We start from the raw sequence: 22608 nt of genomic DNA, 5'->3' as shown, positions 1-22608 counted from the left end.
TCGGCGAGCGCGGCGCCGGTCAGCGGCCCAGGTGGTGGACGGGTTCGGTCAGCGGTTCCGCCGCGGGCAGGGCCGGGCGGGTGCGGCCGAACTCCAGCGTCAGCAGCGCGGCGGCCAGCAGGGCGATGTCGAACCACGAGCGGAAGACGACGTTGCGCGGCTTGTAGGACGGCCTGAACTTCTTGTTGAACAGGTACAGCGACTCGACGGCGATCAACGGGTCCAGCAGGTGCAGGGCCTGGTAGCCGGCCTTCTCCAGCAGCCCGCGCTCGGCGCTGTCGAGCAGCTCGCGGAACGCGGCGAAGTTCAGCGAGACGGCGCCGTGCCCCCGCTCGGCCGCGTACTCGATCATCTCGACGATGAGGCGCTCGTTGACGCCGTTGGGCCCGCCGGGGCTGCGCCGCATCGCGTCCAGGCTGATGCCCTGCCCGGCGGTGACGTAGCGCTGGAACGCGATGGGCTCCTTGTCCTCGTCATAGGCGATCGCGACGACCGCGCCGGGATGGTAGCCCGTGAGCAGCTCGTCCAGGTTCATGGAGAAGCCGCGCTCGGCCGCGCCGCCGAGCGAGCGGGACGCGACGTCCAGCAGCCGGTCGCGCAGCACCGGCGTGAGGTCGCGTTCCGGGACGATCTGGGACGTGACGCCCGCGTTCTCGGTGCGCTTCACCGCCTGCCGGACGTTGCGCATCCGGCGTCCGGCCAGCGTGAACTCGCCGGGGCCGACGACGACCTCGTCGCCGAACCCGATCGTGCGGCACCGGCCCCAGGCGGGGAGCAGCGCGTCGCTCGCGCCGAGGACAGCGGGGCGCCAGCCCGCCGTCCGGCACATCGCGAGGAACGCGCTGACGGCGTCGGCGTGCGAGCCGGACGCGCCGACCGGGTCGCCGCCGGCGACCGCGACGCCGAACAGGACGCGGTAGCCGATCGCGGCCCGGCCGTCGGCGCTGAACACGTACGCCTTGTCGCGGCGCAGCGCGAACGGGGCGAGGGTGTCGGAGCCGGGGTGCGCGACGAGGCCCGCGACGCGGCGGCGTTCCGGCTCGTCGCCGGGCGGCGGCGCGGGGTCGGGCGCGAGCAGCGTGGTGACGAGGACGAGCAGCCCGGCGGCGCCGGCGAGGCCGAGCACGCCGGGCAGCCAGGACGCGCCGTCCAGCGGCGCGCCGGTGGAGCCGAGCCCGGCCGCGACGGCGCCGACCGACCGCACCGACACGCCGCCGAACAGCAGCGAGCCGGCGATGGCGGCGATCACCAGCACCGCGCCGGTCTTCAGCGCCGTGCGGACGCGCTCGGGGTGCGGGCGCACCGGGAACCGGTCGCGCTCCAGCCAGAGCCCGCCGAGGACGGCGCCGAGCAGCGGCAGCCGCCACAGCGGGTCCTCGCCGGTGACGACGGCGAGCAGGCCGAGCCCGTCCAGCGCGACGAGGCCGTACCAGGCCGCGCGGCGCTGCAGCAGGACGCCGCGGGCGACGAGCGCGAGCGCCAGCCCGAGGGCGACGGCGTGCGCGGGCGCGAGCGGGCTGCCGGTGACGATCCGCGACAGCCGGCCGAGCCAGTGCGGGAAGCCGGGCAGCGCCGGCACCGCGACGAGCACGGCGATGAGCGCCGTGACGAGCGCGAGCGGCCAGACGGGCCGTGCGGGCGAGTGCACGGCCGGTTTCCCTGGTTGCACGAAGGACACCTCCGCTGAGCCCCCAACCAAGATCCTTGGGAACTCATTCCCCGAACCGGACGTTGGTCATGCCTCCCAAGTGCAGCCTAAGGCCGGGATCCATCCAGTGGCCGTACCCGGTCAGGGGCCAAGGGACACCGATAGTCTCAAGGTGATGAAGAGGCTGCTGCTCGTGCATCACACGCCGTCCCCGTCCGTCCAGGCGATGTTCGAGGCCGTGCGCGCGGGCGCGTCCACCGACGAGATCGAAGGCGTGGAGGTCGTGTCCCGCCCGGCGCTGACGGCGTCCGCCGTGGACGTCCTGGAAGCGGACGGCTACCTGCTCGGCTCGCCCGTCAACCTCGGCTACCTCTCCGGGGCGCTCAAGCACTTCTTCGACCAGATCTACTACCCGTGCCTGGAGGAGACGGTCCGCCGCCCGTTCGGGGCGTTCCTGCACGGCAACAACGACGCCACCGGTGCGCTGCGCGCGCTCGGCTCCATCACCGCCGGGCTGAAGTGGAAGGCCGTCCAGCCGCCGGTGGTCGTGACCGGTGAGCCCGGCAAGGCCGACCTCGAGGCGTGCTGGGAACTCGGCGCGATCACCGCGGCGGAACTCGGCGGCATCTGACGGTCAGGCCGATAGTTTGCCCGCATGAGTGGTTTCCGTCATGTGGTGATGTTCAAGTGGGTCGAGGGAACGACGACCGGCCAGCAGGACGAGGTCGCGGCGAAGCTGGGGGAGCTGCCCGCCGCCATCCCCGAGATCGGGACGTACAGCATCGGGCTGGACGCGGGCGTGGACCCCGGCGGCCACGAGTTGGTGGTCGTCGCGGACTTCGCCGACCGTGACGCCTATCTCGTCTACCGGGACCATCCCGCGCACCGCGCGGTCATCGACGCGTTCATCACGCCGATCGTGGCGGAGCGCGCCGCGATCCAGTATGAGACGTGAGAGATAACAGAACCGAGCAAGTGCTTGTTTATGAACCCGATTCGGGTTAGTTTCACCAGAGACGCCCGCTGGGAACGGATCGCGCCCCGTTCCCGGCGGGCGGCACACGTCCCCGGCCGGCCGGGGACGCTCAGCCGAAGCTGCGCAAGCTCATGATCTCCTCGCGGAGCTGCTGCGCGGACGGCGCCTCCAGCAGCCGCGGGCCGTCCCGCAGCGGCACCATCGCCCACCACGATCCGGTCGCCTCGCCGTACCAGACGCGGACCCCCGGGAACGTCTCCTGAAGGGCGCGCGCCGTGGCGGCGCGCAGGGCCGCGGGCGTGGGCTCGTCGCGACCGGCGCCCGGATGAGCCGTCATGTCGCCCTCCCCCCGTCGATCACTCCGGTAACAGCGTCCCCACGGACCAATGCGTCACCCCTACTCGCAATTCGTGACTAAGCACACTATGGGGGTTAGGGGCCGCTCACCGTGGGATACCGCGCCGGATGTGCCCGAACAGAAGTATTCGGAAGGCCGAAAGGGTGGCGCGGCGGGAAGGGGCTAGTGCAGGTTGATGCCGTCGAACATGACCTTGAGGTAGTGCTCCGCCAGGCCCTGCGCGTCGAGCCGTCCGCCCGGCCGGAACCAGCGGACCGCCACCCACACCGTGTCGCGGATCATCCGGTAGGTCAGCTTCGGGTCGAGGTCGTGGCGGAAGAGCCCTTCCTCCTGGCCCGCCTGGAGCGTGTCCACCCACATCTTCTCGACCTCGTCCTCGGACTTGATCAGGTAGGCGAACCGGTCCATGCCCTTCAGATAGTTCCAGTCGTTCTGCATCACCGTGATGGCGGCCCGGTGCGGCTCCAGCGTGCCGAACGCGACCCGGACCAGCCCGGCGATGGTGTCGCGCGGGTTGCGGCCCTCTTCGAGGACGGCCTGGTAGGAGGCCATGATCTCGGTGAAGAAGGTGGAGAGGATCTCGTCCACGATCGACTCCTTGGAGTCGAAGTGGTGGTAGAGACTGCCGGAGAGGATGCCCGCCTCGTCGGCGATGTTGCGGACCGTGGTGGCCTGGAAGCCCTTCTCCGCGAAGAGTTCGGCCGCGAGTCTGACCAGGTGCTCGCGCCGTTCCGACGTCAGGGCCGAGGAGCCCCTGCCGCGCCGGCGGGGACCGCCCTCGCCCGCCGCACGGGTTCTGGATCGTCCGGACTTAGCGCTCGTGGTCGTCACCCTCTCATTATGCCGTGCCGCCCAACCGCTTGCTCGATTGCGCCGCCGCCCCAGGCTACGGTTAATACCAAGCGCTTGCTACGTCCCCGGGCGAGTGATCCGCCGCGTGCCGCATAGGCTCGGGCCCATGCCCGACGTGATCGTGTTCGACCTGTACGGAGTGATCGCCCGCACCCAGACCCCGCAGGCGATCCGGCGGATCGAGGCCCGCCACGGCGCCCTGCTCGACCGCTTCGACGCGCTCGTCTACTCGTGCCGGATCGGCGTCGCCAAGCCCGACCCGCGCGCCTACGAGATCTGCGCCGAGCGCCTCGGCGTCGAGCCCGCCGACGTGCTCTTCTTCGACGACACCGAGCGCAACATCGTCGCCGCCCGCGAGGCCGGCATGCGCGCCGAGCTCTTCACCGGCCCCGACCAGGTACGCGCCCTGGCCGGCTGACCCGGCGGCGCCAGGGCTCACCGCGGGGGCGGGAGCTCGCTGCCGGCCTCGGCGGCCTTGGCGAGGCGCTCGCGGAGGGTGCGGAGCAGCTCGTCGCCCTGCTCGGTGAGGCGCTCGATCGCGGGGAGCGCCAGGTCGTCGCGGACGGTGTCGGCGAGCAGCTCGTCGTACTCGTGCGCCCGCTCGGCGATCGCCTCCAGGTGGCGCTGGGCGCGCAGGACCTCGTCCGCCGCCTTGGCGCGCTCGGCGTAGCGTTCGAGCGCCTCCACGCGCCGCGTCAGCGCCGCCACCGAGATGTCGAGCTTGTCGCGCAGCGGGCGGAGGGCCGCCTCCACCTCGGGGAGCGAGGCCTCCCCGGCCATGGTCGCCTGGTCGCCGCGCAGCTTCGACTGCTTGGCGAGGACCTGCGCGATCTCCCACTCCTGGCGGGGCAGCGTGACCGCGTTGTCCACCGCGTCCAGCAGGCCCTCGCGGTTGACGTCGGAGTCGCGGACGGCGTCGATCGCCGCCTGGACGCGGGCCAGCATCCCGCGGGCCTCGCCGTCGAGGTCCTCGGGGGTCAGGTACCGGTCGCGGCGCCGCTCCAGCTCGCGGGCGCGGCGCAGGTCCAGGGACACCGACGGGGTGCCGAGCGCGACCAGCACCGCGAGCATGCCGAGGCCGATCAGCCAGAGGGAGCCGAGCAGCGGGGATCCGATCAGGCCGAGGGCGAGGACCGTGAGCGGCGCCAGCCACAGCAGCGGGCGGCGGCGGCCGACGATCGTGTCGAGCTCGGCGCGCAGGGTCGGGTCGGCGACCGGGCGCGGTTCGGCGGGGGAGCCGTCCTCGGGTGCGCGCGGGGGCGCGATCCGCCGCCAGGACGTGGAGACGTGGGTCTCGAACGCGAAGTCGGTCCGCGCGATCTCGATCTCGGTCGGGCCGGCGGGCAGCGGCCACGAGCCCACGGGGTCGCCCCCGCCGGGACCGGTGAAGCGCACCCACCAGCCGCCCTTGCCGTCGTCGCATCGGTAGCGGCCGGGAGCGACGTCGATACCGACGAAGTATGTTCCGATTCCCGGTATGGAATCACTCCACGTACCACTGGTCACCGGAGACCTCCCGTACCTGAACGACGTCCGGGGGACGGTAAGAGTTGCATTACCCCGCATCCGCCGGAGAAAAGCCGGATCGGGTTTTGGAATACTCCTCGGGTGCGACCTGACTACGACCCCCTCGATGATCCGCCCTGGGCCATGCAGCTGGTGGTACGCGCCGAGAAGGCCGATCCGCCCGGTCACGGCGCGGTCTGCGAGGCGGCGGCGACGGCGGTCGTCCGGCTGCTCGCCGATCCGCGCGCGGTCGAGGGCGAATGGCGGGACGCCGTCCGCGAGTGGGAGTCGCGGCGCATACGGAAGGTGACGCGGCGGGCGCGCGGTGTGCGGTGGCCGGAGGCGCAGGCGCTGCCCGGCGTCACCGCCGAGCACGGGGGCGCGCAGGTGCGGGCCTTCCCGCCCGGCCCGGTCTCGGACGTCCCGCCGCAGCTGGCCAGGCTCCAGGTCGCGGGCCTCGAACTGGCCGAGGCGGAGGAGCCCGTGCCGCCGCCCGAGCCTCCGTACGCGGCGATCGCCCTCAACCCGGAGGTGACGATCACGACCGGCAAGGCCGCCGCGCAGTGCGGGCACGCGGCCCAGCTGCTCCTCCGGCAGGGCCGCCGCAAGGACGTGGCGGCGTGGGTCGAGGCGGGCGCCCCCGTACATCTGGCCCGAGACGTCCCGTGGAGAACGTGCGTGAAGAAGGCGACGGTCTCCGTGCGCGACGGCGGATTCACCGAGGTACCGCCCGGCACGATGACCGCGGTCGCGTGGATCGTCCGTAAATAGGGCACGAAATAGGGCACGGCGTGCCGGACCCGCCGGCACGCCGCGCGGGCGGTCAGGGAAGGGTGACGGCGACCGGCGCGATGCCGGCCTCGCGGATCAGGGACGGGAGGCGCCCGGCGAACGGGTGGTGGTCCACCGGCAGGCCGCGCGGGTTGTCGATCACGTAGTGGACGACCCCGCCGGACCGGGTCTCGGCCCACTTCGCTCCGACCGACCGCAGCACGGCCGCGGCCTTCGCGGCGTCCGCCGCCCGCACCGACACGCGGATCGGCGACTCGTACGACGGCAGTTCCGCCGCCTCCTGCGCGGCCTTCGCGGTGCCCTGCGGCGCCGGAGCCCGCGCCGGGCCGGGGCCGAGGATCGCGTTGTAGAGCAGTTTGGCCGTGCCGTCGGTGAACGCCCGGAAGTTCGGTTCTGCCGCGAACAGCACGGAACGTCCGTTGCCGACGGGCTGGTCCACGACCGCCGCGGTTCCGGCCAGCTCGGACGCGCCCCGCTCGAACCCGGAGACGAACCAGTCGGGCGAGTCCACCGGCGGGTAGGACACGGCGACACCGCTGGAGGCGTTCATCACCAGGTCGTAGGCGGTGAAGTTCCAGGCCGTCGCGCCGACGCCCTTCGCCAGCGGGCTCGACCCGTCCACCCTGACCCGGAACAGCGAGCCGGGGATGTCGGACGTCGGCTCGGCCAGCGTCGCGGTCGTCAGGCCGAGCCGCGCGGCGAGCCGTGTGCCGCCCTGCCAGCCGATGTAGCGGCCGCCGTTGCGCGTCCAGTCCTGGAGCGCGGCCCGCCCGGTGTCGCCGAGGGCGGTGTAGGCGGACGACGCCGGGCCGTCCGGTGCGACCAGCACCTCGATCCCGCCGAGCCTGCCCGCCGCCACGTCCGCCGGGGTGAGCAGTGTGAACGGCAGCTTCCACTCGCGGTCGAGGCGGTGCCGCAGCCAGCCGGCCGACTCGCGCGCCGACGACGACGTCGCCGAGAGCTGCAGGACGCCGAGTTTCGGCGCCTTGCCGTCATGCCCCGGACGCGGTGCGGGTAGCGTCGGCACCCGGACCGCCCGCGGGTGCAGGACGGCCCCGGACGACCCGCCGGACACGTTCCCCAGCAGCGGCAGGCTCCACGCCGTCACGTCGTAGAAGTACGGGAACGGCGTGTAGGAGTCCTCGTTGAGCATGGCCTGGATCCAGTGCTTCTGCCCCTGCGCCATCGAGATCCAGTACGTGCCCGCTGGAAGGGTCGTCCCGGCCTCGGGACGCCCGTACGCCTTGAAGTCCGGGACGGTCAGCGGCCGGACGAGCCTCTCGACGCGCACCCCCATGCGCTGCAGCCGCCGCACGGTCAGCCGGACCTCGGCGCGCTTGGCGGGATCGTCGTCCCGCAGGAAGTAGCCGCGCACCTTCCGGCTGGGGACCTGCCGGTCGATCTGGTTCGGCGGGTTGTAGATCCGGTTGGGCTCCAGCTTCCCGGCCTTGCCCTGCTCGTAGGCGTCCACCGTCATCTGCCGCCACCCGGTCAGGACGCGGTGCCGGTTGCGGGCCGCCGCCGACAGCGACACCCACTGCGTGAGGTACTGCTCCTTCACCCGCTCCGGATAGGGGCTGCCGTCGCCCTTCTCGTAGGTCATCCCGGCCGCGTGGAACGCGCTGGTCGGGACCGAGTCCCCGTAGCCCTGGTAGAAGAGGTCGTAAACGTCCCGGTTGAAGAAGTCGATGCCCTGCCTCGTGAACTCGGCGGCCATCGCCGCGCCGTACAGGTCGTTGATCCAGCCGATGGCCTGCTCGGGCGTCTCGTGGTAGACCGGGTCGGCGTTCGGCGGGAAGAAGTACGACGTCCCGCCCATCTCGTGCGCGTCGATGTAGAGCGCCGGCGGGTACGCGTTCAGCATCGCCAGCTTGCCGTCGGTCTCCGGCTGGGTGCGCGCGAACCAGTCGCGGTTCATGTCGAACCCGTAGGCGTTCTGGCGCGTGTTCAGCTCGCGGCCGTCCGGGTTCTGGCTCGGCAGGACGACGACGAGCGCGTTGCCGAGGATCTCCGCGGCGGCGCAGTCGGAGCGGTCCCCGAGGTCGCGGAGCACCTTCAGCGCCGCGTCCGTCCCGCTCGGCTCGTCGCCGTGGACGTTGCCGCTGATCCACAGGATCGGGACGCCGCGCTCGGTGATCCGCCTGGCCAGCGCCTCCGGGGTGCGGGGATCGCGCAGCAGCCCGGCCTCCCGCCGCACCTTGGCGAGCCCCGCCTTGGACATCAGCGCGGGACGCCCGGCGATCGCGTACTTGAGCGGGCGTCCCTGCGCGGTCGTCGCCAGCGTCCCGGACACGACCCGCTCGCTCTTCGCGGCGACCGTCTCCAGATAGGCGTCGGACTCGGCGGCGCTGACCGGCCGCTCGCCGAGATCGAAGCCGAGGACCTGCTTCGGAGCGGGGACCCTGCCCCGGTAGACCGGTGCGGTCTGGGTCGGGTCACAGGCCGCCGCGGGCGCGGCGGGCTGCGCCGATGCGGGTGCCGCGAGGGACGCGGGCACCGCGAGCGACGCCGCCAGGACCACCGGCAGCGCCAGTTCTCGGGCTCTCATGAGCCACAACGTGACACCCGTCAGGGACCGCACCAACGGCAACATCTGCCAAGATCAGTCGCGCCTTTCGGGGCGCTGGCGCGGCCCGGTCAGCGCGGCGGCCCGTTCGATCGCCTGGAGCGCGAACTCCTGGGTGCGGGTGAGCCCGCGCGGCCCGACCACCGGCGAGCCGGGTTCGGCCTCCTTCGGCGTGCCCGCGAGCTGCGCCTTCGCGCTGAGCCCGTAGGAAAGGAACAGCAGGACGACGAACGCCGCCAGGTAGAGCAGGTGCTCGATCAGACCGCCCCACCGCCCCTTGAACACGTCGAGGACGGCGAACATGGCGAAGCCGGCCATCCAGCCCGCCAGCGGCGGCACGAACAGCATGTCGCGGCGCAGCACCACGCCCGCCACCGCGCTGAGGACGAGCAGCGCCTCGACCGCCTTGGCGAAGACGAGGACCCCCGCCGCCGGGCCGGACCCGAAGTAGCCCTCGATCTCGTCCAGCCGGTCGCCCCACAGCAGCACCGCGCTGACCACGCCCGTCACGCCGTACGCGACGAGGAACACGCCGACCGCGTAGTGGAGCCGGTGCCACGTCCGCGCGCCTGCGGCCGGCCGCCCGCCCCGCACCGGCCCCGCGGGGGGAGCGGGTGCCCCGGGGGGAGCGGCTCCGGGCGCGGCCGGCGGCGCGACGCCGACGGCCGGAGTGGCGTCCGGGTCGGATCCTGGATCGGGGCCCGCGCCCACCGTCATCTTCGTCCCCCTGTTCCGGTTCATGTGCTACGCGCAAGATATCCCGGATAGGGTCCCGTGGACCTGCGAAACGCGGGCCGTCCGCGCTCCCCGAACCGGGGGCGCGCCGCGCTGACCAGCCGATGTGCTTGCACCCGGACCGGTGAAGCGGGAGGGTGAGGACACGTCGGGCCGCGCGGAATCCGTGAGGAAGCAAGGATGACGCCTGACGATACGGGAACGGCCGCGCCGTCGAAGACGCGGATCGAATATCTGGAAGAGCTCGGCGGTGAGCTGATCAAGCGCGGCCTCCGGGTGCGCCTCACCCTGCCCCGCGGCCAGTCGCCGAGCCTGTACGTGATCAACCCGGACGCCGCCGCCCTCACCGAGAACATCCTGGCGGAGCAGGGCGCCGACGGCTGGTGGTACTGGTGGTCGTGGGCCGAGCGCATCGCCGCCGCCGACCAAGTCACCGCCGCCGCCGACCGCATCGCGGCCGTCCTCGCCGTGCGCTGACCTCCGGGGGACGGCCTCCGGGGACGAGACCCGGCCCCGCACCGCCCGGCCCGGGAGGGCGGGCGGCCGGGCGGCTCGGGATGAATGTTGAGCCGCGAAACATTTCCGCCGGTGCGGCCCGGCGCGAGCGTGCCGGGGCGCCGCCGCGGCGCTCCGCCGCCATGTCCGGGCCATCGCGCGGATCACCCTAGTTGATCTCGTGTTACGTGATTGTTACCGCCGACAACAAATCAACATGGCGACAGGTCTGGCGCGACGGACAAGCGCGACATAAGTTGCGGGACACAACATTCACCCCGGTGGACATGTGACCTCGCTCACCGGGACCGAAGACCCCCGGCCGCGGCACGGCGGCCGCCCCTCAGAAAGGACCCGGGCAATGCGCAAGGGGATCCTCAGCCTGATGGCCCTCACGACGGCCGCGGCGCTCAGCCTCACCGCGTGCGGGGACGACGGCAACGACTCCGGTGGAGACGCGGCCAAGGGCAAGGTCGGCGTGATTCTGCCCGACACCGCCTCGTCCCCCCGCTGGGAGAACTTCGACCGCCCCTACCTCGAGCAGGCCTTCAAGGCGGCCGGCATCGAGAGCGACATCCAGAACGCCGAAGGCTCGGCCCAGCGGTTCCAGACCATCGCCGACCAGATGCTCACCAGCGGCGTCACGGTCATGCTGATCACCGGGCTCGACTCCAACTCCGCCGCCGCCGTGCAGCGCAAGGCGCAGGCGCAGGGCGTCAAGACCATCGACTACGACCGGCTCACCCTCGGCGGCGTCGCCGACTACTACGTCTCCTTCGACAACGTGAAGGTCGGGGAGACGATGGGCGCGGGCCTGCAGAAGTGCCTGGGCGACAAGGCCGCCAACATCGTCTACCTGAACGGCGCCCCGACCGACAACAACGCGACCCTGTTCGCCAAGGGCGCGCACAACGTCCTCGACAAGGTCTCCAACTACAAGAAGGTCGCCGAGCAGCCCGTCCCGGACTGGGAGGCGGAGAAGGCCGCGACGATCTTCGAGCAGATGTGGACCGAGCAGCACGGCAAGATCGACGGTGTCGTCGCGGCCAACGACAACCTCGGCAACGCGGTCGTCTCGATCCTGAAGAAGAACAAGCGGGCGGGCGAGGTCCCGGTGACCGGGCAGGACGCCACCGTCCAGGGCCTGCAGAACATCCTCGACGGCAACCAGTGCATGTCGGTCTACAAGCCGACCAAGCAGGAGGCCGACGCGGCGGCCAAGCTCGCCATCTCGCTGATCAAGGGCGAGAAGGGCGAGACCACGGCCACCGAGAACGACCCGGTCGGCAAGCGTGACGTCCCGTCGGTGCTGCTGCAGCCCGTCAGCATCACCAAGGAGAACGTCAAGCAGGTCGTCGACGACGGCTCCGTCAAGGCGGCCGACCTCTGCAAGGGGGCGTACGCGGCCAAGTGCAAGGCCGCCGGCATCACGGTCCAGTAACGACCCCCGCCGAACCTCGTGGCGGGCCCCGTACCGCTGAGGGCGTCCCGGGCACCCGGAAGCCCGGGACGCCAGGGGCCCGCCACGGGCGTGCGGCAGAACCGGAAGGAAACCCGTGGCTGAAAACGGAGACCCCGTCCTCCGCGTGACCGGGCTCAACAAGAGCTTCGGTGCCGTCCACGTCCTCCACGACGTGGACTTCACCCTGCGGCTCGGCGAGGTCATGGCCCTCGTCGGCGACAACGGAGCGGGCAAGTCGACCCTGATCAAGTGCATCGCCGGCATCCACCCGATGGACTCGGGGCAGATCGAGTTCGACGGGCGCCCGGTGACGATCGACGGGCCGCGCACCGCGGCCGACCTCGGCATCGAGGTCGTCTACCAGGACCTCGCGCTCGCCGACAACCTGGACATCGTGCAGAACATGTTCCTCGGCCGCGAGCGCCGCTCCGGCCTCGTGCTGGACGAGGCGTCCATGGAGGAGTCCGCCCGGGAGATCCTCGCCCGGCTGTCGGTCCGCACCGTCAAGTCCGTCCGCCAGCAGGTGGCCAGCCTGTCCGGCGGGCAGCGGCAGACCGTCGCCATCGCCAAGGCCGCGCTGTGGGAGTCCAAGGTCGTGATCCTGGACGAGCCCACCGCCGCGCTCGGCGTCGCCCAGACCGAGCAGGTCCTCAACCTCGTCCGGCGCCTCGCCGACAGCGGCCACGCCGTCGTGCTGATCTCGCACAACATGAACGACGTCTTCCAGGTGGCCGACCGCATCACCGCGCTCTACCTCGGCCGTGTCGCTGCCGACATCGCCCGCTCCGAGGTCACCCACGGACAGGTCGTGGAACTCATCACCGCCGGCCGATCCGGCGATCTCGGCCTCGCGCCGACGATCGCCGCCGAGAGCATCTGAGGGGGGACCACGTGTCCACCGAGATCCCCAGTCCGAAGGAGGCCGCCATGAACCTGGCGGACTCGGACTTCGCGACCGACCGGCGCGAACACGACGTGAAGTCGGCGGCGCTGGACTACTGGAACAAGATCAAGGCCGGTGAGCTGGGCGCGCTCCCCGCCATTCTCGGCCTGATCTCCCTGGTGATCCTGTTCACCGCGCTGAAGCCCGACACCTTCCTCAGCAAGGCGAACGTCGCGAACCTGTCCACCCAGGCGCTGCCCATCACCCTCCTCGCAATGGGCGTGGTGTTCGTCCTGCTGGTCGGCGAGATCGACCTGTCGGCCGGCGTGGCGAGCGGGCTCAGCGCGGCCGTCATGGCCAAGCTCCTCGTGGACATGAGCCAGCCCTGGTACGTCACGATCATCAGCGCCGTGGCGACCGGCATCGTCATCGGCACCGTGATCGGCTGGCTCGTCGCCGTACTCCGCATTCCATCGTTCGTCGTCACACTCGCCTTCTTCCTCGGCCTGCAGGGCATCACGCTGCGGCTGATCGGCGAGGGCGGCACCGTCCCGGTCCGCGACGACGTCATCGTCGCGCTCGCCACCAAGAACATGCCGATCTGGCTCGGCTGGGCGCTCGCCGTGGCCTGCTCCGTGGGCTACGCCGCCACCCAGCTGCTGCGCTGGAACCGGCAGCGGGTCCGCGGCCTGCACTCCAAGCCGCTGGAGTTCGTGCTCGCCCAGTCCGCCGTCGTCGCCGCGGCGCTGCTGATCAGCACCTACGTGCTCAGCCAGGACCGCGCGCCCAGCCCGCTGATCACGCTGGGCGGCATCCCGTGGGGCGTCCTGCTGGTCGGCGTCCTGCTGATCGCCTGCACGTTCGTGCTGGGCCGCACCGCCTACGGGCGGCACATCTACGCCGTCGGCGGCAACGCCGAGGCCGCGCGCCGCGCCGGCATCAACGTGACCCGCATCCGCATCTCCGTCTTCATGATCGGCTCCGGGCTGGCGGCGGTGAGCGGCATCGTGGCCGCGTCCCGGCTCAACTCGGTCGCCACCGACGCGGGCGGCGGCAACACGCTGCTGTACGCGGTCGGCGCCGCCGTCATCGGCGGGACGAGCCTGTTCGGCGGGCGCGGCAAGGCCCGCGACGCCATCCTCGGCGGGCTCGTCATCGCCATCATCGAGAACGGACTGGGCCTGCTCGGTACCAAGGCGTACCTGAGCTTCCTCATCACCGGGGTGGTGCTCCTGCTCGCCGCCACCATGGACGCGCTGGCCAGACGCCGGCGAACGTCCGCCGGACGATGAGGCCGCGGGCGCGGTGATCCCGTGAACGCGGCCGGGGGCGCCTGGGAGCCGGTGGCACGCGCCATCGGCTCCCAGGCGTGGCCGGACGGGGATTCCGGCGGTTCCGGGGCCGTGAGCGCGGCTGATACGCTCACGGATCACGACCGCCCGGCGCACGGCGGCGGTGCGGCACGGTGGGAGCCCCTCGGCATGTCAGTGACGCCGGCCTTGGATTTGCGCGGCATCGACAAGAGCTTCGGGTCCGTCAAGGTCCTGCAGGACGTCTCGTTCTCCGCCTACCCCGGTGAGATCACCGCGCTGGTCGGCGACAACGGCGCCGGCAAGTCCACGCTGGTGAACTGCATCGGCGGCATCCACTCCATCGACAAGGGCGAGTACCGGTTCGAGGGCGAGCCGGTGAAGGTCTCCAGCCCGCGCGCCGCCACCCGGCTCGGCATCGAGATCGTCCACCAGGACCTCGCGCTCTGCGAGAACCTCGACGTCGTCGAGAACCTCTTCCTCGGCCGGGAGGAGCGCAGCGGCCTCACCCTGGACGAGGACCTCATGGAGGAGACGGCGCGCACCGCGCTGTCCGCTCTCGCGGTCCGCACGCTGGGCTCGGTCCGGCAGCGGGTCGCCACCCTGTCGGGCGGGCAGCGGCAGGTCGTCGCGATCGCCCGCGCCGTCCTGCTGGAGGCCAAGGTCGTCGTGCTGGACGAGCCGTCCGCCGCGCTCGGCATCGCGCAGAGCCAGCAGGTCCTGGAGTTCGTCCGGCGGCTCGCCGACAAGGGCCTCGCCGTCGTGCTGATCTCGCACAACATGAACGACGTCTTCGCGATCTCCGACCGGATCGCGGCGCTGTACCTCGGCCGGATGGTCGCCCAGGTCAGGACCGCCGACGTCACCCACCGGCAGGTGGTCGAACTGATCACCTCGGGCACTGGGGGAGAGCTGGGGCTGCGCCGATGATGAAGGCGGGCCCATCACAAGAGGACATCCGGCGCCACAACCTCGGGACACTGCTGCGCTTCGTGCACCTGCGCGGCCCGGCGTCCCGGGCGACGCTCGCCGAGTCCCTCGGCCTCAACCGCAGCACGATCATGGCGCTGACGGCCGACCTCACCGCCGCCGGCCTGGTCCGCGAGGAGCTGCCGCGCGGCCCCGGGCGGCGCGCCGGGCGGCCGTCCCTCGTCGTCCGGCCCGAGTCGACCCGCGTGTACGTGCTGGCGTTCGAGGTCGGCGTCGACCGGCTCGTGGTCGCCCGCGTCGGGCTCGGCGGCGTCGTGCTGGACCGGCGCGAGGGTGTCCGGGCCCGCGGCTCCGACCCCGCCGAGCTGCTCGGCGTGCTCGTCGCGGGGGCGCGGTCCCTGGTCCGCAAGGCCGAGCGCGACGCCGTCTGCGTCGGCGCCGCGCTGGGGTTCCCCGGCACCGTCCGCCGCTCCGACGACACCATCATGTTCGGTCCGAACCTCGACGTCGGCGAGCTGCGGCTCGGCGACGCGCTGTCCCGCAGGCTCGGCCTCGGCATCCCCGTCTCGGTGTGCAACGACGCCAACCTCGGCGCCCTCGCCGAGCACGAGCGCGGCGCCGGGGTGGGCTGCGACAACCTCATCTACCTGCACGGCGACGTCGGCGTCGGCGGCGGCATCATCGCGCACGGCCGGCTGCTCGGCGGCGACGAGGGGTTCGGCGGCGAGATCGGCCACATGATCATCAACCCGGGGGGCCGGCGCTGCGCGTGCGGCGCGAAGGGCTGCCTGGAGGCCGAGGTGGGGGAGCGGGCCCTGCTGCACCACGCCGGCCGCGAGGAGACCCCGGGGCAGGCGGGGCGGGACGCGGTCCGCGACGTCCTCGCGTCCGCCGACGCGGGCGACATCGTGGCGCGGGAGGCGCTGCACCGCGTCGGCGCCTGGCTCGGCCTCGGCGTCGCCAACCTCGTCAACGTGTTCAACCCGGGGATGGTCGTCTTCGGCGGGACGCTCCGCGACATCTACCTCGGCGCGGCCGCGCAGATCCGCAGCGTCCTCGCGACCGGCGCCCTCGCCGCGCCCCGGGAGAAGGTCAGGCTCCGCACCGCCGCGCTCGGCGACGACACGACCCTCGTCGGCGCCGCCGAGTTCGCCTTCGCCGAGGTCCTCGCCGACCCCGTGCAGGTCCTGACCAGGCTCCGCGCCCCCGAGGACAGCCCGGTCTGACGCCCCGCTACGGCTGCCGCGCCTCCGGGGCCTGCAGGTGGACGGCCGTGTAGGGGGTGACGAACGCGAAGGCCGCCATGCCGTCCATGAGGAGGTGGCCGGCCGCGGCGAGACGGGACTTGAGCCGGGCGCCCAGGCGGGCGTGCTCGTGCAGAGTGGCCCAGGCCAGCCAGCCGACCGCGACGACGGCCCAGTAGGACACCAGGCGGTAGAGGCCCACGGCCGCCGCGGCGGGGGACAGGGTCGCGCCGAACGCGACGAGGGAGGCGGCCATGCTGCCCTCGATCGCGCCGAGCCCGCCCGGCAGCAGCGGCAGCATGCTGCCGGCCGCCTGGGCGGCGAAGTAGGCGAGGGCGACGCCGTTCGGGGAGACGTGGATGCCGACCGCCTGCGCCGCCGCCAGCAGCGCCAGGATGTCGAACACCCAGTTCAGCAGGGCGAGCGAGGCGAGCGCCGCCCAGTCGCGGCCGGTGGGGCGCAGCACGTCGCGGACGCCGGCCAGCCGCTCGGCGTACGGGGCGATCGCGGGATGGGCGAGCGCGAACCGGTGGGCGCGGCGCAGCGGCGCCGTCACCAGGGCGCGCGGCCGCGGCCGGCGCAGCACGGGGACGAGCAGCACCGCGAGGATCAGCGGGACGGCCAGCGCGATGAGCGCCGGGCGGCGGGAGTGCGGGTCGGCGAGCAGCGCCAGCAGGCCGACCAGCGAGTAGGCGGTGGTGGTGATGACGCCGCCGGCCAGGATCACCGCCGTCGCGAGCCGCGCCGACGCGCCGCCGCGGCGGAACTGCCGGAACGTGTAGACGACGCTCACCGCGGGCCCCGCCGGCAGCGTCGTGGACAGCGCGTTGCCCGCGTAGGTGATCGCGAAGGCGCGGCGCAGCGGCATCCGCAGGCCGCCGATGCGCAGCAGCCGGCGCTGCAGCCGGGCGAACGCGCCCATCGACCCCGCCACGGCCAGCACGACCACGGTGAGCCAGCCGGGTTCGGCGCGCGACGCGGCCGACCAGATGGCGCCGGGGTCGGGCAGTTCGCCGCCGTAGAGCGGGAGGGCGGCCAGCGCCGCCAGGACCAGCGCCCACTGGGCGATCAGCCCCGCCTTGCGCCGCCACCACGGGCGCTGCGCCACTTCGTCGTCGGGCCCGCCGGAGGGCGGGAAGGGTGATTCGGCGTCGGCCTGGGGACGGGCCGGTGCCGCGACTGTCTCGTGCATGTCCCGGTCACCTCGCAAGCTCGCCCGCATTGCGCAACCTATGGCCCGCCTATGACATTCCCCTCGGTGCGGAAAACGAATCGCAAAGAGACCCCTGCCACATGCGTCACCGGCGGCCGCGCCGCGGGCCGGTCGGCGATCTCGCCCCCGGCGCCCGCGTCCAGGTCCGGTGCGGGCGCCCCGGGCGTCGCGGGGGGCGAGGTCGGGGTCAGGGTCTGCGGGTCGGATTCACCGCGTCGGACTCGGCGGCCGTGTCCGGGCGGGGGCGCTCGTCGTCGCCCGCCCTGGCCGCCTGCCTCTCGTACTCGGTGATGGAGAGGCCGTCCCTGCCCTGCTCGGGCTCCTCGATCACCAGGTCCTCGGGCGGGTCGGTCACGTACTCCTCGGTCAGGGCGATCTCCTCGTCCTGATCGTTGTCCCCCATGTCGTCGACGTCCTCGCGGAAGTCGCGCGTCTCACCGGGCTTGCGTGCCCTCATGGATTCCTCCCGGTTCGCCTCGGTATCACCTGATCGAACCGGTATCCCCGCTGACCGGGTCCCTACTCGCGGTCGCGGACCGCCCTATCCGCGGTCGCGGACCGCCCTATCCGCGGTCGCGGACCGCGACCAGGCCGCCGATGACGCCCACGTACGCGGTCCCGTCCGGGCCGATGGTGATGGGCGCCCAGTTGTTGTCGAACCACTTGCCCATGCCGGTGAGGACCTTGTAGACGGTCCGGCCCGTGCGGACGTCCACCGCGGTCAGGTACCAGGCATCGATGAGGTCTTGGCGCGGCTCCTTGGTATAGAGGTACAGCAGCCCGGCCGGAACGGAGACCTTGGCCACAGTGGAGGGGGAGCGCTCCTTGCTCGTCCAGACGGTCTCGCAGCCGTTCCCTCCCGGCTCCACGTCCACGCGGCTCACCCCGCCCGCGGACGACCCTCCCGGCGGAAGCTCGAAGAAGTTGCGGTACCCGTAGTTGTTCTCGACGAAGAGGCTGCTGCCGTAGCCGATGAGCGAGTTGTCCGTCGCGCTGGCCCCGCTCTGGAACACGGGGATCTGGCAGACGAGTCCACCGTCGTCCCTGCGGCGGACTATCACGTGCATGCGGTCGTCGGCGTTGTCGGTGATGGCCACGTAGCCGTCACCGAAGAACGTGGGAGTCGTCCCCGAACCCTGGTCGATCTGGCCGGGCTTGCGGCCGGTCCCCCTGTCGTAGGGCTGACGCCACAGGACCTTCGGCATGCCGCTCGCGTCGGCCCGCATCTGGTAGAGCGCATGGTCGGAGACGATCGAGACACCGTCCTCGGCCACGGCGAACGAGTTCTGGATGCTCTCGCCATCGAGCCGCGTCATCCGGACGGTGCCGGACTCCGGGTCCACCGTGCCGATGCGTCCGTTCCGCGTGATCCACCAGATCAGGCCGTCCCAGTCGGGGCCGACCGCGGTGATGGGATCGCACTCGCCCTTGGGCCACGGGTTCGTCCACGTGGCGCAGTCGTGGGGAAGGTACCCGCCCAGATCCCAGTCGTCGGTGACCGTGAAGCGCCACTTGCCGTCCGGTCCCTTGTCGTGCGCGAAGCGGCGCAGATGGAACGCCGAGTCCGCCAGCACGGCACGGTCCTGCGGGTCCAGGTAGTAGTACGCCCCGCCCGAGGTGTCGGTGAGCACCTTGTCGAGGCTCAGCGAGAACACGGCCTGGACGGTCGACGGCCTCGGCGGCAGGTCGTACGTCGCGAGGTCCTTCAGCGTCCTGGGGTCGATCAGGCGCAGGACGAAGTTCTGCCCGCGCGTGCACTGCGCGACGATCAGGCCCGTCCGGCGGGCGAACGTCACCGTCGAGCACAGGCCCGGCAGACCGCCGCCCTTGGCCTCGTTCAGCACCTCGGGATCGCGGCCGAGCGGCCCCGGGAACGGATAGGTGTCGGACGCGTAGCCGTCGGCGTGCATGGACGACGTCCCCACCGGCCCCTGGTGCGGATTGGCCGGAACAGGCCGTCCGGCCAGCGGCGCCGGCGTGGCGGGTCCGCCGGAGTACGCCGGGACGAAGCCCCTGCCGGGCCCGTCGGGGATCGGGTCCGCCGCCGCCGCCGGCGCGGCCGGGCCGGCCGGCAGGACCGCGAGCGCGGCCGCGAGGGCGGCGGTGAGCAGGGCGGCCGGCAGGGGTCTGCGCATGGAGGGCTCCTCGACGGGACGTGCGGGTGGCCCGGTCGCGCCCTCCGGACGATCCACCGCGTAACAGTACGATCCTGAGCATGGGCGTACAAGCTGTGATCTTCGACTGGGGCGGCACCCTGACGCCGTGGCACGACCTCGAACTGGCCGACATGTGGCGCGCGATCTGCTCCGCCCACCTGCCGCCGGACGCCGTCGAGAAGGCCGCCGCCGCGCTCGCCGACGCCGAGCTGGAGCTGTGGCGCCGCGGCACCGAGGAGCACCGCAGCGCCACGCTCGCCGAGGCGTTCGCGATGGCGGGCGTGCAGCCCACCGAGGAACTCCTGCTGACGCACTTCGAGACCTGGACCCCGCACACCCACACCGACCCCGCCGTCCCCGGCCTGTTCCACGCCCTGCGGGAGCGCGGCATCAAGATCGGCGTCCTGTCCAACACCATCTGGACCCGCGAGTGGCACGAGCGCGTCTTCGCCCGCGACGACGTCCTGGACCTGCTCGACGGCGCCGTCTACTCCAGCGAGATCCCCTGGACCAAGCCGCACGCGGAGGCGTTCCGCGCCGCCATGGACGCCGTCGGCGCCACCGACCCGGCCTCCTGCGTCTTCGTGGGCGACCGCCCGTACGACGACATCCACGGCGCCAAGTCCGCCGGCCTGCGCGCCGTCCAGATCCGGCACCAGACGACCCATGCCTTCGAGCGCCCCGGCCTCGCGCCCCCGGACGCCCTCATCCACGGCCTGGACGAACTGCTCCCGCACGTGGAGCGGTGGCACGCCTGACCGGCCGGAGAGACGTCAGGGCCGGCGGGCCACGATGAGGTCGCGGGTGATGGCCTGGTCCACGCGGTGGCGGAAGCCCCGGTAGCCCTCGGAGTTCTGCACATCGAGGCCGCTCTCGGCGAGGATCCCGGCGAGCTGCTCGCGGCGGCCGACGAAGGTGTTCCAGGAGATCCCGACGGCGCCGCCCGGACGCAGCAGCCGCGCCCACCCGGGGACGGCGGCGGCCAGCAGCTCGACGGGACTGCGCGACAGCTCCGGCTTCCCCCTGCGGGCAGGCTGCCCGCCCCTGGCGGGGGCGTCGCCGCTCGCGCGGCCGCGGCGGCTGCCGTGCTGGACGCCGTACGGCGCGTCCGTGACGATCAGGTCGAACGAGGCGGGCCGGAAGAACCTGTCCGCCTCGACGGAGTCGCCGTTCACGACGGTGATCTCCATCGTCTCGCCGCTCTTGTACCGCTCCTTGGACGCCCCCAACGTCACGTGCAGGCGGCGCCCGAGCACGGCCTTCTCCCGCCGGATGTTCGCGATCTCCGCCTGGTGCTTGATCCGGTTGTTCTTCAGCCAGGTCTTCACGAAGGCCGCGTAGGCGTCGAAGTCCTTGCCGTCGATGTCGATCCCGGCCGCGTCCAGCCCGTACATCATGGCCTGGTTGAGGGTCGTGCCCCGTCCGCACATGGGGTCGAGGACGCGGGGGCGGCCGGTCACCAGGTCCATGGGCGAATCCATCGCCATCGCCGTGACGTTCAGCAGCAGCTTGGTGAAGTACTCGTTCGTCTTCCCGGCGTACTTCTGGATGGTCAGCAGGTCACTGCCGAACACGTCGAGCGGCTGGAGCATGACGGGGCGCAGCAGTTCGCCCTCGATCCGGAACAGCGCGTACAGCGACGACAGGTTCGACAGGAGGCGGACGTCCTGATCCGCCAGGTCGTCGGCGGTGAACGTCACGTACGGGACGCCGCCGAGCTCCGTCTCCCGGACGTCGCGGACGCGTCCGCCGAGGGCCCGCTCACTGAACACGGTCAGCTCGGCCTTCACCAGGCCGGCGGCGGACTGTGCGTAGACGCGGTTGTGCGAAGGGGAGACGAGCAGGCCGTACGCGGTCATTCGCAGAACCCTATGGGACGTCGGGGGCAGAGACCGCCGGGACGGGTTCCCGGCGGCCCCCGTACGGCCCTTGGACGGGCCGTTCCTCCCCGGTCAGGCCGCCCGCACGGGACGTTCGGGACGTTCAGGACGTTCAGGACGCTCCGCGTCGTTCCGAGGGGCGTCCGCGGCGGCGGGCAGGGCCCGCGCGTCCCCGGCGGCGGGATGTTCCGGTGAGTCCCCGGCGGAGAGCTCCGCCCTGGCCGGGCCCTCCGCGGACGGCAGGCCCGGAGGCGGCAGGTCCGGGAGATGCCGCGCGGCGGCGGTCAGCAGTTCATGCACGCGGCTCTGCAGGCTGGCGAGGTCGGCGCGGGCCTCGTCCGCCTGCGCCTGCGCCCTGCGGGCCTGGCGCCGCGCGGCGTCGCGCTCGGCGGCGAGCCGGTTCAGCTGTTCACGGTAGGCGTCGCGCAGTTCGTCGAGGGCGCTCGGCCTGTGCTCCTGCGGAGTCGTGGTCACGTCTGGGCTCCTCCCCCGAGTCGTCCCGCTACGTCGTCCTCTACGAGGACCAACGCGATCGATCCCGCGCATCGTTCCCGCCGTGCGGAAGATCACTCACCCGGTTCCGGACGCGGGGACAGCGCCGCCGCCGGCAGCCCGGGGAACGCGTCCCGCGGCATCCCGGCCCCCGCCTTCGCCCGCCACCGGGACGCCCGCGCCGCGGCCCGCCGCGCGCTGTCGGCGCCGAACGCCCGCAGGTCGGGGGAGGAGACACCGGCGACGCCGACATAGGCGGCGACGAGGTCGTCCTCCAGCGCCGCGGCGAGCCGGGCGGCGCTGCGGGCGTCGGTCGCCCGGACGGGCAGCCGGTAGGCGGACGCCGCCGCGGCCGGCTCGGCCGGCAGGATCGACTCCAGCTCGTCGCGCTGCGCCCGGTGCCCGTTCCACATCTCCTTCGCGGTCTCCCGCAGCCCCCCGCTCAGCCGGGCCCCGAGCACCCCGTACCCGTAGACGGCCGCGTGCTCGGCGGCCAGCGCCGTCCGCACCGCACGGGCGTCGGACGTGGAGCGGACGGCGGGAGACTCGCCGTCGACCAGCCCGGCGTGGCCCGCCTCGCAGGCGCCGATGCTGGCGAGCAGCTGGGCCAGCGCGGGACCGGCCTTGGCGGCGTCGGCCGTCCGCGCCCGCGCCGCCCGGTCCTCCGCGTCGCGCAGCAGCCGCCGGGCGGCGGAGGCGCCGGGCGGGATCGAGGGGGCGGCACTCGGGCCCGGCACGGCGCCGCCCTCGTCCGCCCGGTCGCCGGAGCCGGGCACGTAGTGGCGCTTCAGGACCGCCAGGTGCTCCCGGTGGTGCGCGAGGGCGGGATCGAGCCGGGCGGCCGGCACGGAACCGGCGGACCGCACCGCCTCGTACGCCGCGATCAGCTCCCGCTCGGACGCCATCGCGCCGACGAGCACGGCCACGTCCTTGCGCGGGGCCGCCTCCGCGGCGCACCCCGAGAGCCACGGCAGGACCAGCGCGGCCCCGCCGCCGAGCAGCAGCGCGCGCCGCGGCATCGCCTCTGGCAAGGCAGACTCCTCACCCCGTGGTGGAGGTCGTGCGTGGAGGTGGTGGTGACGGCCCGCTGCTGCCGCGGTCTCCCCCCGC

General features: G+C 72.8%; 23 protein-coding genes. 11 read left to right on the top strand and 12 right to left on the bottom strand.

What is annotated here, in order from left to right:
* Positions 1–19 precede the first annotated feature (19 nt).
* A complete protein-coding gene (locus AL2_RS09570; RefSeq protein WP_067631991.1) occupies positions 20–1648 on the bottom strand; it encodes a bifunctional lysylphosphatidylglycerol flippase/synthetase MprF in 1629 nt (542 codons plus the stop codon).
* 175 nt (positions 1649–1823) lie between these two features.
* Between AL2_RS09570 and AL2_RS09565 the strand changes: the two genes are divergently transcribed.
* Complete coding sequence (locus tag AL2_RS09565) at positions 1824–2279, top strand: flavodoxin family protein (protein ID WP_067631989.1); 456 nt, start codon at positions 1824–1826, stop codon at positions 2277–2279.
* A 24-nt stretch (positions 2280–2303) separates the two neighbouring features.
* Positions 2304–2603, top strand: a complete 300-nt coding sequence (locus AL2_RS09560; protein ID WP_067631987.1) for a Dabb family protein — start codon at positions 2304–2306, stop codon at positions 2601–2603.
* A 130-nt stretch (positions 2604–2733) separates the two neighbouring features.
* On the opposite strand, the gene AL2_RS09555 is transcribed toward AL2_RS09560, so the two are convergent.
* Together AL2_RS09555 and AL2_RS09550 are read right to left on the bottom strand one after the other, a co-directional pair.
* Complete coding sequence (locus AL2_RS09555; protein ID WP_067631985.1) at positions 2734–2961, bottom strand: hypothetical protein; 228 nt, start codon at positions 2959–2961, stop codon at positions 2734–2736.
* Positions 2962–3144: 183 nt separating this feature from the next.
* Complete coding sequence (locus AL2_RS09550) at positions 3145–3813, bottom strand: TetR/AcrR family transcriptional regulator (protein WP_067631983.1); 669 nt, start codon at positions 3811–3813, stop codon at positions 3145–3147.
* A 127-nt stretch (positions 3814–3940) separates the two neighbouring features.
* On the opposite strand from AL2_RS09550, the gene AL2_RS09545 reads away from it, so the two are divergent.
* On the top strand, positions 3941–4252 hold the full coding sequence (locus AL2_RS09545) for an HAD-IA family hydrolase (protein ID WP_067631982.1): 312 nt from the start codon (positions 3941–3943) through the stop codon (positions 4250–4252).
* 17 nt (positions 4253–4269) lie between these two features.
* Here the strand turns inward: AL2_RS09545 and AL2_RS09540 are convergent, their stop codons facing one another.
* The gene (locus AL2_RS09540) at positions 4270–5340 is read right to left on the bottom strand and encodes an Rv1352/Rv1906c domain-containing protein (protein ID WP_067631980.1); all 1071 of its coding nucleotides are present in this window, start codon (positions 5338–5340) and stop codon (positions 4270–4272) included.
* A gap of 102 nt (positions 5341–5442) precedes the next feature.
* On the opposite strand from AL2_RS09540, the gene AL2_RS09535 reads away from it, so the two are divergent.
* The gene (locus AL2_RS09535; RefSeq protein WP_067631979.1) at positions 5443–6111 is read left to right on the top strand and encodes an aminoacyl-tRNA hydrolase; all 669 of its coding nucleotides are present in this window, start codon (positions 5443–5445) and stop codon (positions 6109–6111) included.
* 52 nt (positions 6112–6163) lie between these two features.
* Here the strand turns inward: AL2_RS09535 and AL2_RS09530 are convergent, their stop codons facing one another.
* Together AL2_RS09530 and AL2_RS09525 are read right to left on the bottom strand one after the other, a co-directional pair.
* Positions 6164–8680 (bottom strand): M14 family zinc carboxypeptidase, encoded by a 2517-nt coding sequence (locus tag AL2_RS09530; RefSeq protein ID WP_067631977.1) that lies wholly within the window; start codon positions 8678–8680, stop codon positions 6164–6166.
* A 54-nt stretch (positions 8681–8734) separates the two neighbouring features.
* Positions 8735–9439, bottom strand: coding sequence for a hypothetical protein (locus AL2_RS09525; protein WP_157438070.1), 705 nt, complete (start codon positions 9437–9439; stop codon positions 8735–8737).
* A 174-nt stretch (positions 9440–9613) separates the two neighbouring features.
* Between AL2_RS09525 and AL2_RS09520 the strand changes: the two genes are divergently transcribed.
* The 6 genes from AL2_RS09520 (at position 9614) to AL2_RS09495 (ending at position 15739) form a co-directional block, all read left to right on the top strand.
* Entirely contained in the window at positions 9614–9910 is a 297-nt protein-coding gene (locus tag AL2_RS09520) for a hypothetical protein (RefSeq protein ID WP_067631974.1), read from the top strand.
* Between the two features lie 379 nt (positions 9911–10289).
* Positions 10290–11369 (top strand): sugar ABC transporter substrate-binding protein, encoded by a 1080-nt coding sequence (locus AL2_RS09515; RefSeq protein WP_067631972.1) that lies wholly within the window; start codon positions 10290–10292, stop codon positions 11367–11369.
* Between the two features lie 115 nt (positions 11370–11484).
* On the top strand, positions 11485–12270 hold the full coding sequence (locus AL2_RS09510) for an ATP-binding cassette domain-containing protein (protein WP_067631970.1): 786 nt from the start codon (positions 11485–11487) through the stop codon (positions 12268–12270).
* A gap of 47 nt (positions 12271–12317) precedes the next feature.
* Positions 12318–13565, top strand: a complete 1248-nt coding sequence (locus AL2_RS09505) for a sugar ABC transporter permease (protein WP_067632583.1) — start codon at positions 12318–12320, stop codon at positions 13563–13565.
* A 189-nt stretch (positions 13566–13754) separates the two neighbouring features.
* Positions 13755–14513, top strand: coding sequence for an ATP-binding cassette domain-containing protein (locus AL2_RS09500; protein ID WP_067632581.1), 759 nt, complete (start codon positions 13755–13757; stop codon positions 14511–14513).
* A complete protein-coding gene (locus AL2_RS09495; protein ID WP_067632579.1) occupies positions 14513–15739 on the top strand; it encodes an ROK family transcriptional regulator in 1227 nt (408 codons plus the stop codon). The genes AL2_RS09500 and AL2_RS09495 overlap by 1 nt, the downstream gene beginning before the upstream one ends.
* 7 nt (positions 15740–15746) lie before the next feature.
* Here AL2_RS09495 and AL2_RS09490 read toward each other — a convergent pair whose 3' ends face one another.
* The 3 genes from AL2_RS09490 to AL2_RS09480 form a co-directional block, all read right to left on the bottom strand.
* On the bottom strand, positions 15747–16949 hold the full coding sequence (locus AL2_RS09490) for a lysylphosphatidylglycerol synthase transmembrane domain-containing protein (protein WP_067631968.1): 1203 nt from the start codon (positions 16947–16949) through the stop codon (positions 15747–15749).
* Between the two features lie 208 nt (positions 16950–17157).
* Complete coding sequence (locus AL2_RS09485) at positions 17158–17427, bottom strand: hypothetical protein (RefSeq protein ID WP_067631966.1); 270 nt, start codon at positions 17425–17427, stop codon at positions 17158–17160.
* Between the two features lie 106 nt (positions 17428–17533).
* A complete protein-coding gene (locus AL2_RS09480; RefSeq protein ID WP_067631964.1) occupies positions 17534–19105 on the bottom strand; it encodes a PQQ-binding-like beta-propeller repeat protein in 1572 nt (523 codons plus the stop codon).
* Positions 19106–19185: 80 nt separating this feature from the next.
* Between AL2_RS09480 and AL2_RS09475 the strand changes: the two genes are divergently transcribed.
* The gene (locus tag AL2_RS09475; protein ID WP_067631962.1) at positions 19186–19884 is read left to right on the top strand and encodes an HAD family hydrolase; all 699 of its coding nucleotides are present in this window, start codon (positions 19186–19188) and stop codon (positions 19882–19884) included.
* A 15-nt stretch (positions 19885–19899) separates the two neighbouring features.
* Here the strand turns inward: AL2_RS09475 and AL2_RS09470 are convergent, their stop codons facing one another.
* The 3 genes from AL2_RS09470 to AL2_RS39105 all read right to left on the bottom strand — a co-directional run bounded on the left by AL2_RS09470 (position 19900) and on the right by AL2_RS39105 (position 22529).
* Complete coding sequence (locus tag AL2_RS09470) at positions 19900–20985, bottom strand: TRM11 family SAM-dependent methyltransferase (protein ID WP_067631960.1); 1086 nt, start codon at positions 20983–20985, stop codon at positions 19900–19902.
* Positions 20986–21078: 93 nt separating this feature from the next.
* Positions 21079–21480, bottom strand: a complete 402-nt coding sequence (locus AL2_RS09465) for a hypothetical protein (RefSeq protein WP_067631958.1) — start codon at positions 21478–21480, stop codon at positions 21079–21081.
* Between the two features lie 92 nt (positions 21481–21572).
* Positions 21573–22529 (bottom strand): DUF4439 domain-containing protein, encoded by a 957-nt coding sequence (locus AL2_RS39105; protein ID WP_245666479.1) that lies wholly within the window; start codon positions 22527–22529, stop codon positions 21573–21575.
* Positions 22530–22608: the final 79 nt, after the last annotated feature.

The sequence above is a fragment of the Actinomadura latina NBRC 106108 genome, assembly GCF_001552195.1.
In the GTDB taxonomy this organism is placed as follows: domain Bacteria; phylum Actinomycetota; class Actinomycetes; order Streptosporangiales; family Streptosporangiaceae; genus Spirillospora; species Spirillospora latina.
The sequence above is the reverse complement of the archived record's forward strand: the minus strand, read 5'-3'. Positions and strand labels throughout refer to the sequence as shown.

Bases quoted from the DNA above. Each gene is read 5' to 3' on its own strand.
- AL2_RS09565 (WP_067631989.1), top strand. From the start codon at position 1,824: ATGAAGAGGCTGCTGCTCGTGCATCACACGCCGTCCCCGTCCGTCCAG.
- AL2_RS09560 (WP_067631987.1), top strand. From the start codon at position 2,304: ATGAGTGGTTTCCGTCATGTGGTGATGTTCAAGTGGGTCGAGGGAACG.
- AL2_RS09555 (WP_067631985.1), bottom strand. From the start codon at position 2,961: ATGACGGCTCATCCGGGCGCCGGTCGCGACGAGCCCACGCCCGCGGCC.
- AL2_RS09545 (WP_067631982.1), top strand. From the start codon at position 3,941: ATGCCCGACGTGATCGTGTTCGACCTGTACGGAGTGATCGCCCGCACC.
- AL2_RS09530 (WP_067631977.1), bottom strand. From the start codon at position 8,680: ATGAGAGCCCGAGAACTGGCGCTGCCGGTGGTCCTGGCGGCGTCGCTC.
- AL2_RS09525 (WP_157438070.1), bottom strand. From the start codon at position 9,439: ATGAACCGGAACAGGGGGACGAAGATGACGGTGGGCGCGGGCCCCGAT.
- AL2_RS09520 (WP_067631974.1), top strand. From the start codon at position 9,614: ATGACGCCTGACGATACGGGAACGGCCGCGCCGTCGAAGACGCGGATC.
- AL2_RS09515 (WP_067631972.1), top strand. From the start codon at position 10,290: ATGCGCAAGGGGATCCTCAGCCTGATGGCCCTCACGACGGCCGCGGCG.
- AL2_RS09505 (WP_067632583.1), top strand. From the start codon at position 12,318: ATGAACCTGGCGGACTCGGACTTCGCGACCGACCGGCGCGAACACGAC.
- AL2_RS09500 (WP_067632581.1), top strand. From the start codon at position 13,755: ATGTCAGTGACGCCGGCCTTGGATTTGCGCGGCATCGACAAGAGCTTC.
- AL2_RS09495 (WP_067632579.1), top strand. From the start codon at position 14,513: ATGAAGGCGGGCCCATCACAAGAGGACATCCGGCGCCACAACCTCGGG.
- AL2_RS09490 (WP_067631968.1), bottom strand. From the start codon at position 16,949: ATGCACGAGACAGTCGCGGCACCGGCCCGTCCCCAGGCCGACGCCGAA.
- AL2_RS09485 (WP_067631966.1), bottom strand. From the start codon at position 17,427: ATGAGGGCACGCAAGCCCGGTGAGACGCGCGACTTCCGCGAGGACGTC.
- AL2_RS09480 (WP_067631964.1), bottom strand. From the start codon at position 19,105: ATGCGCAGACCCCTGCCGGCCGCCCTGCTCACCGCCGCCCTCGCGGCC.
- AL2_RS09475 (WP_067631962.1), top strand. From the start codon at position 19,186: ATGGGCGTACAAGCTGTGATCTTCGACTGGGGCGGCACCCTGACGCCG.
- AL2_RS09470 (WP_067631960.1), bottom strand. From the start codon at position 20,985: ATGACCGCGTACGGCCTGCTCGTCTCCCCTTCGCACAACCGCGTCTAC.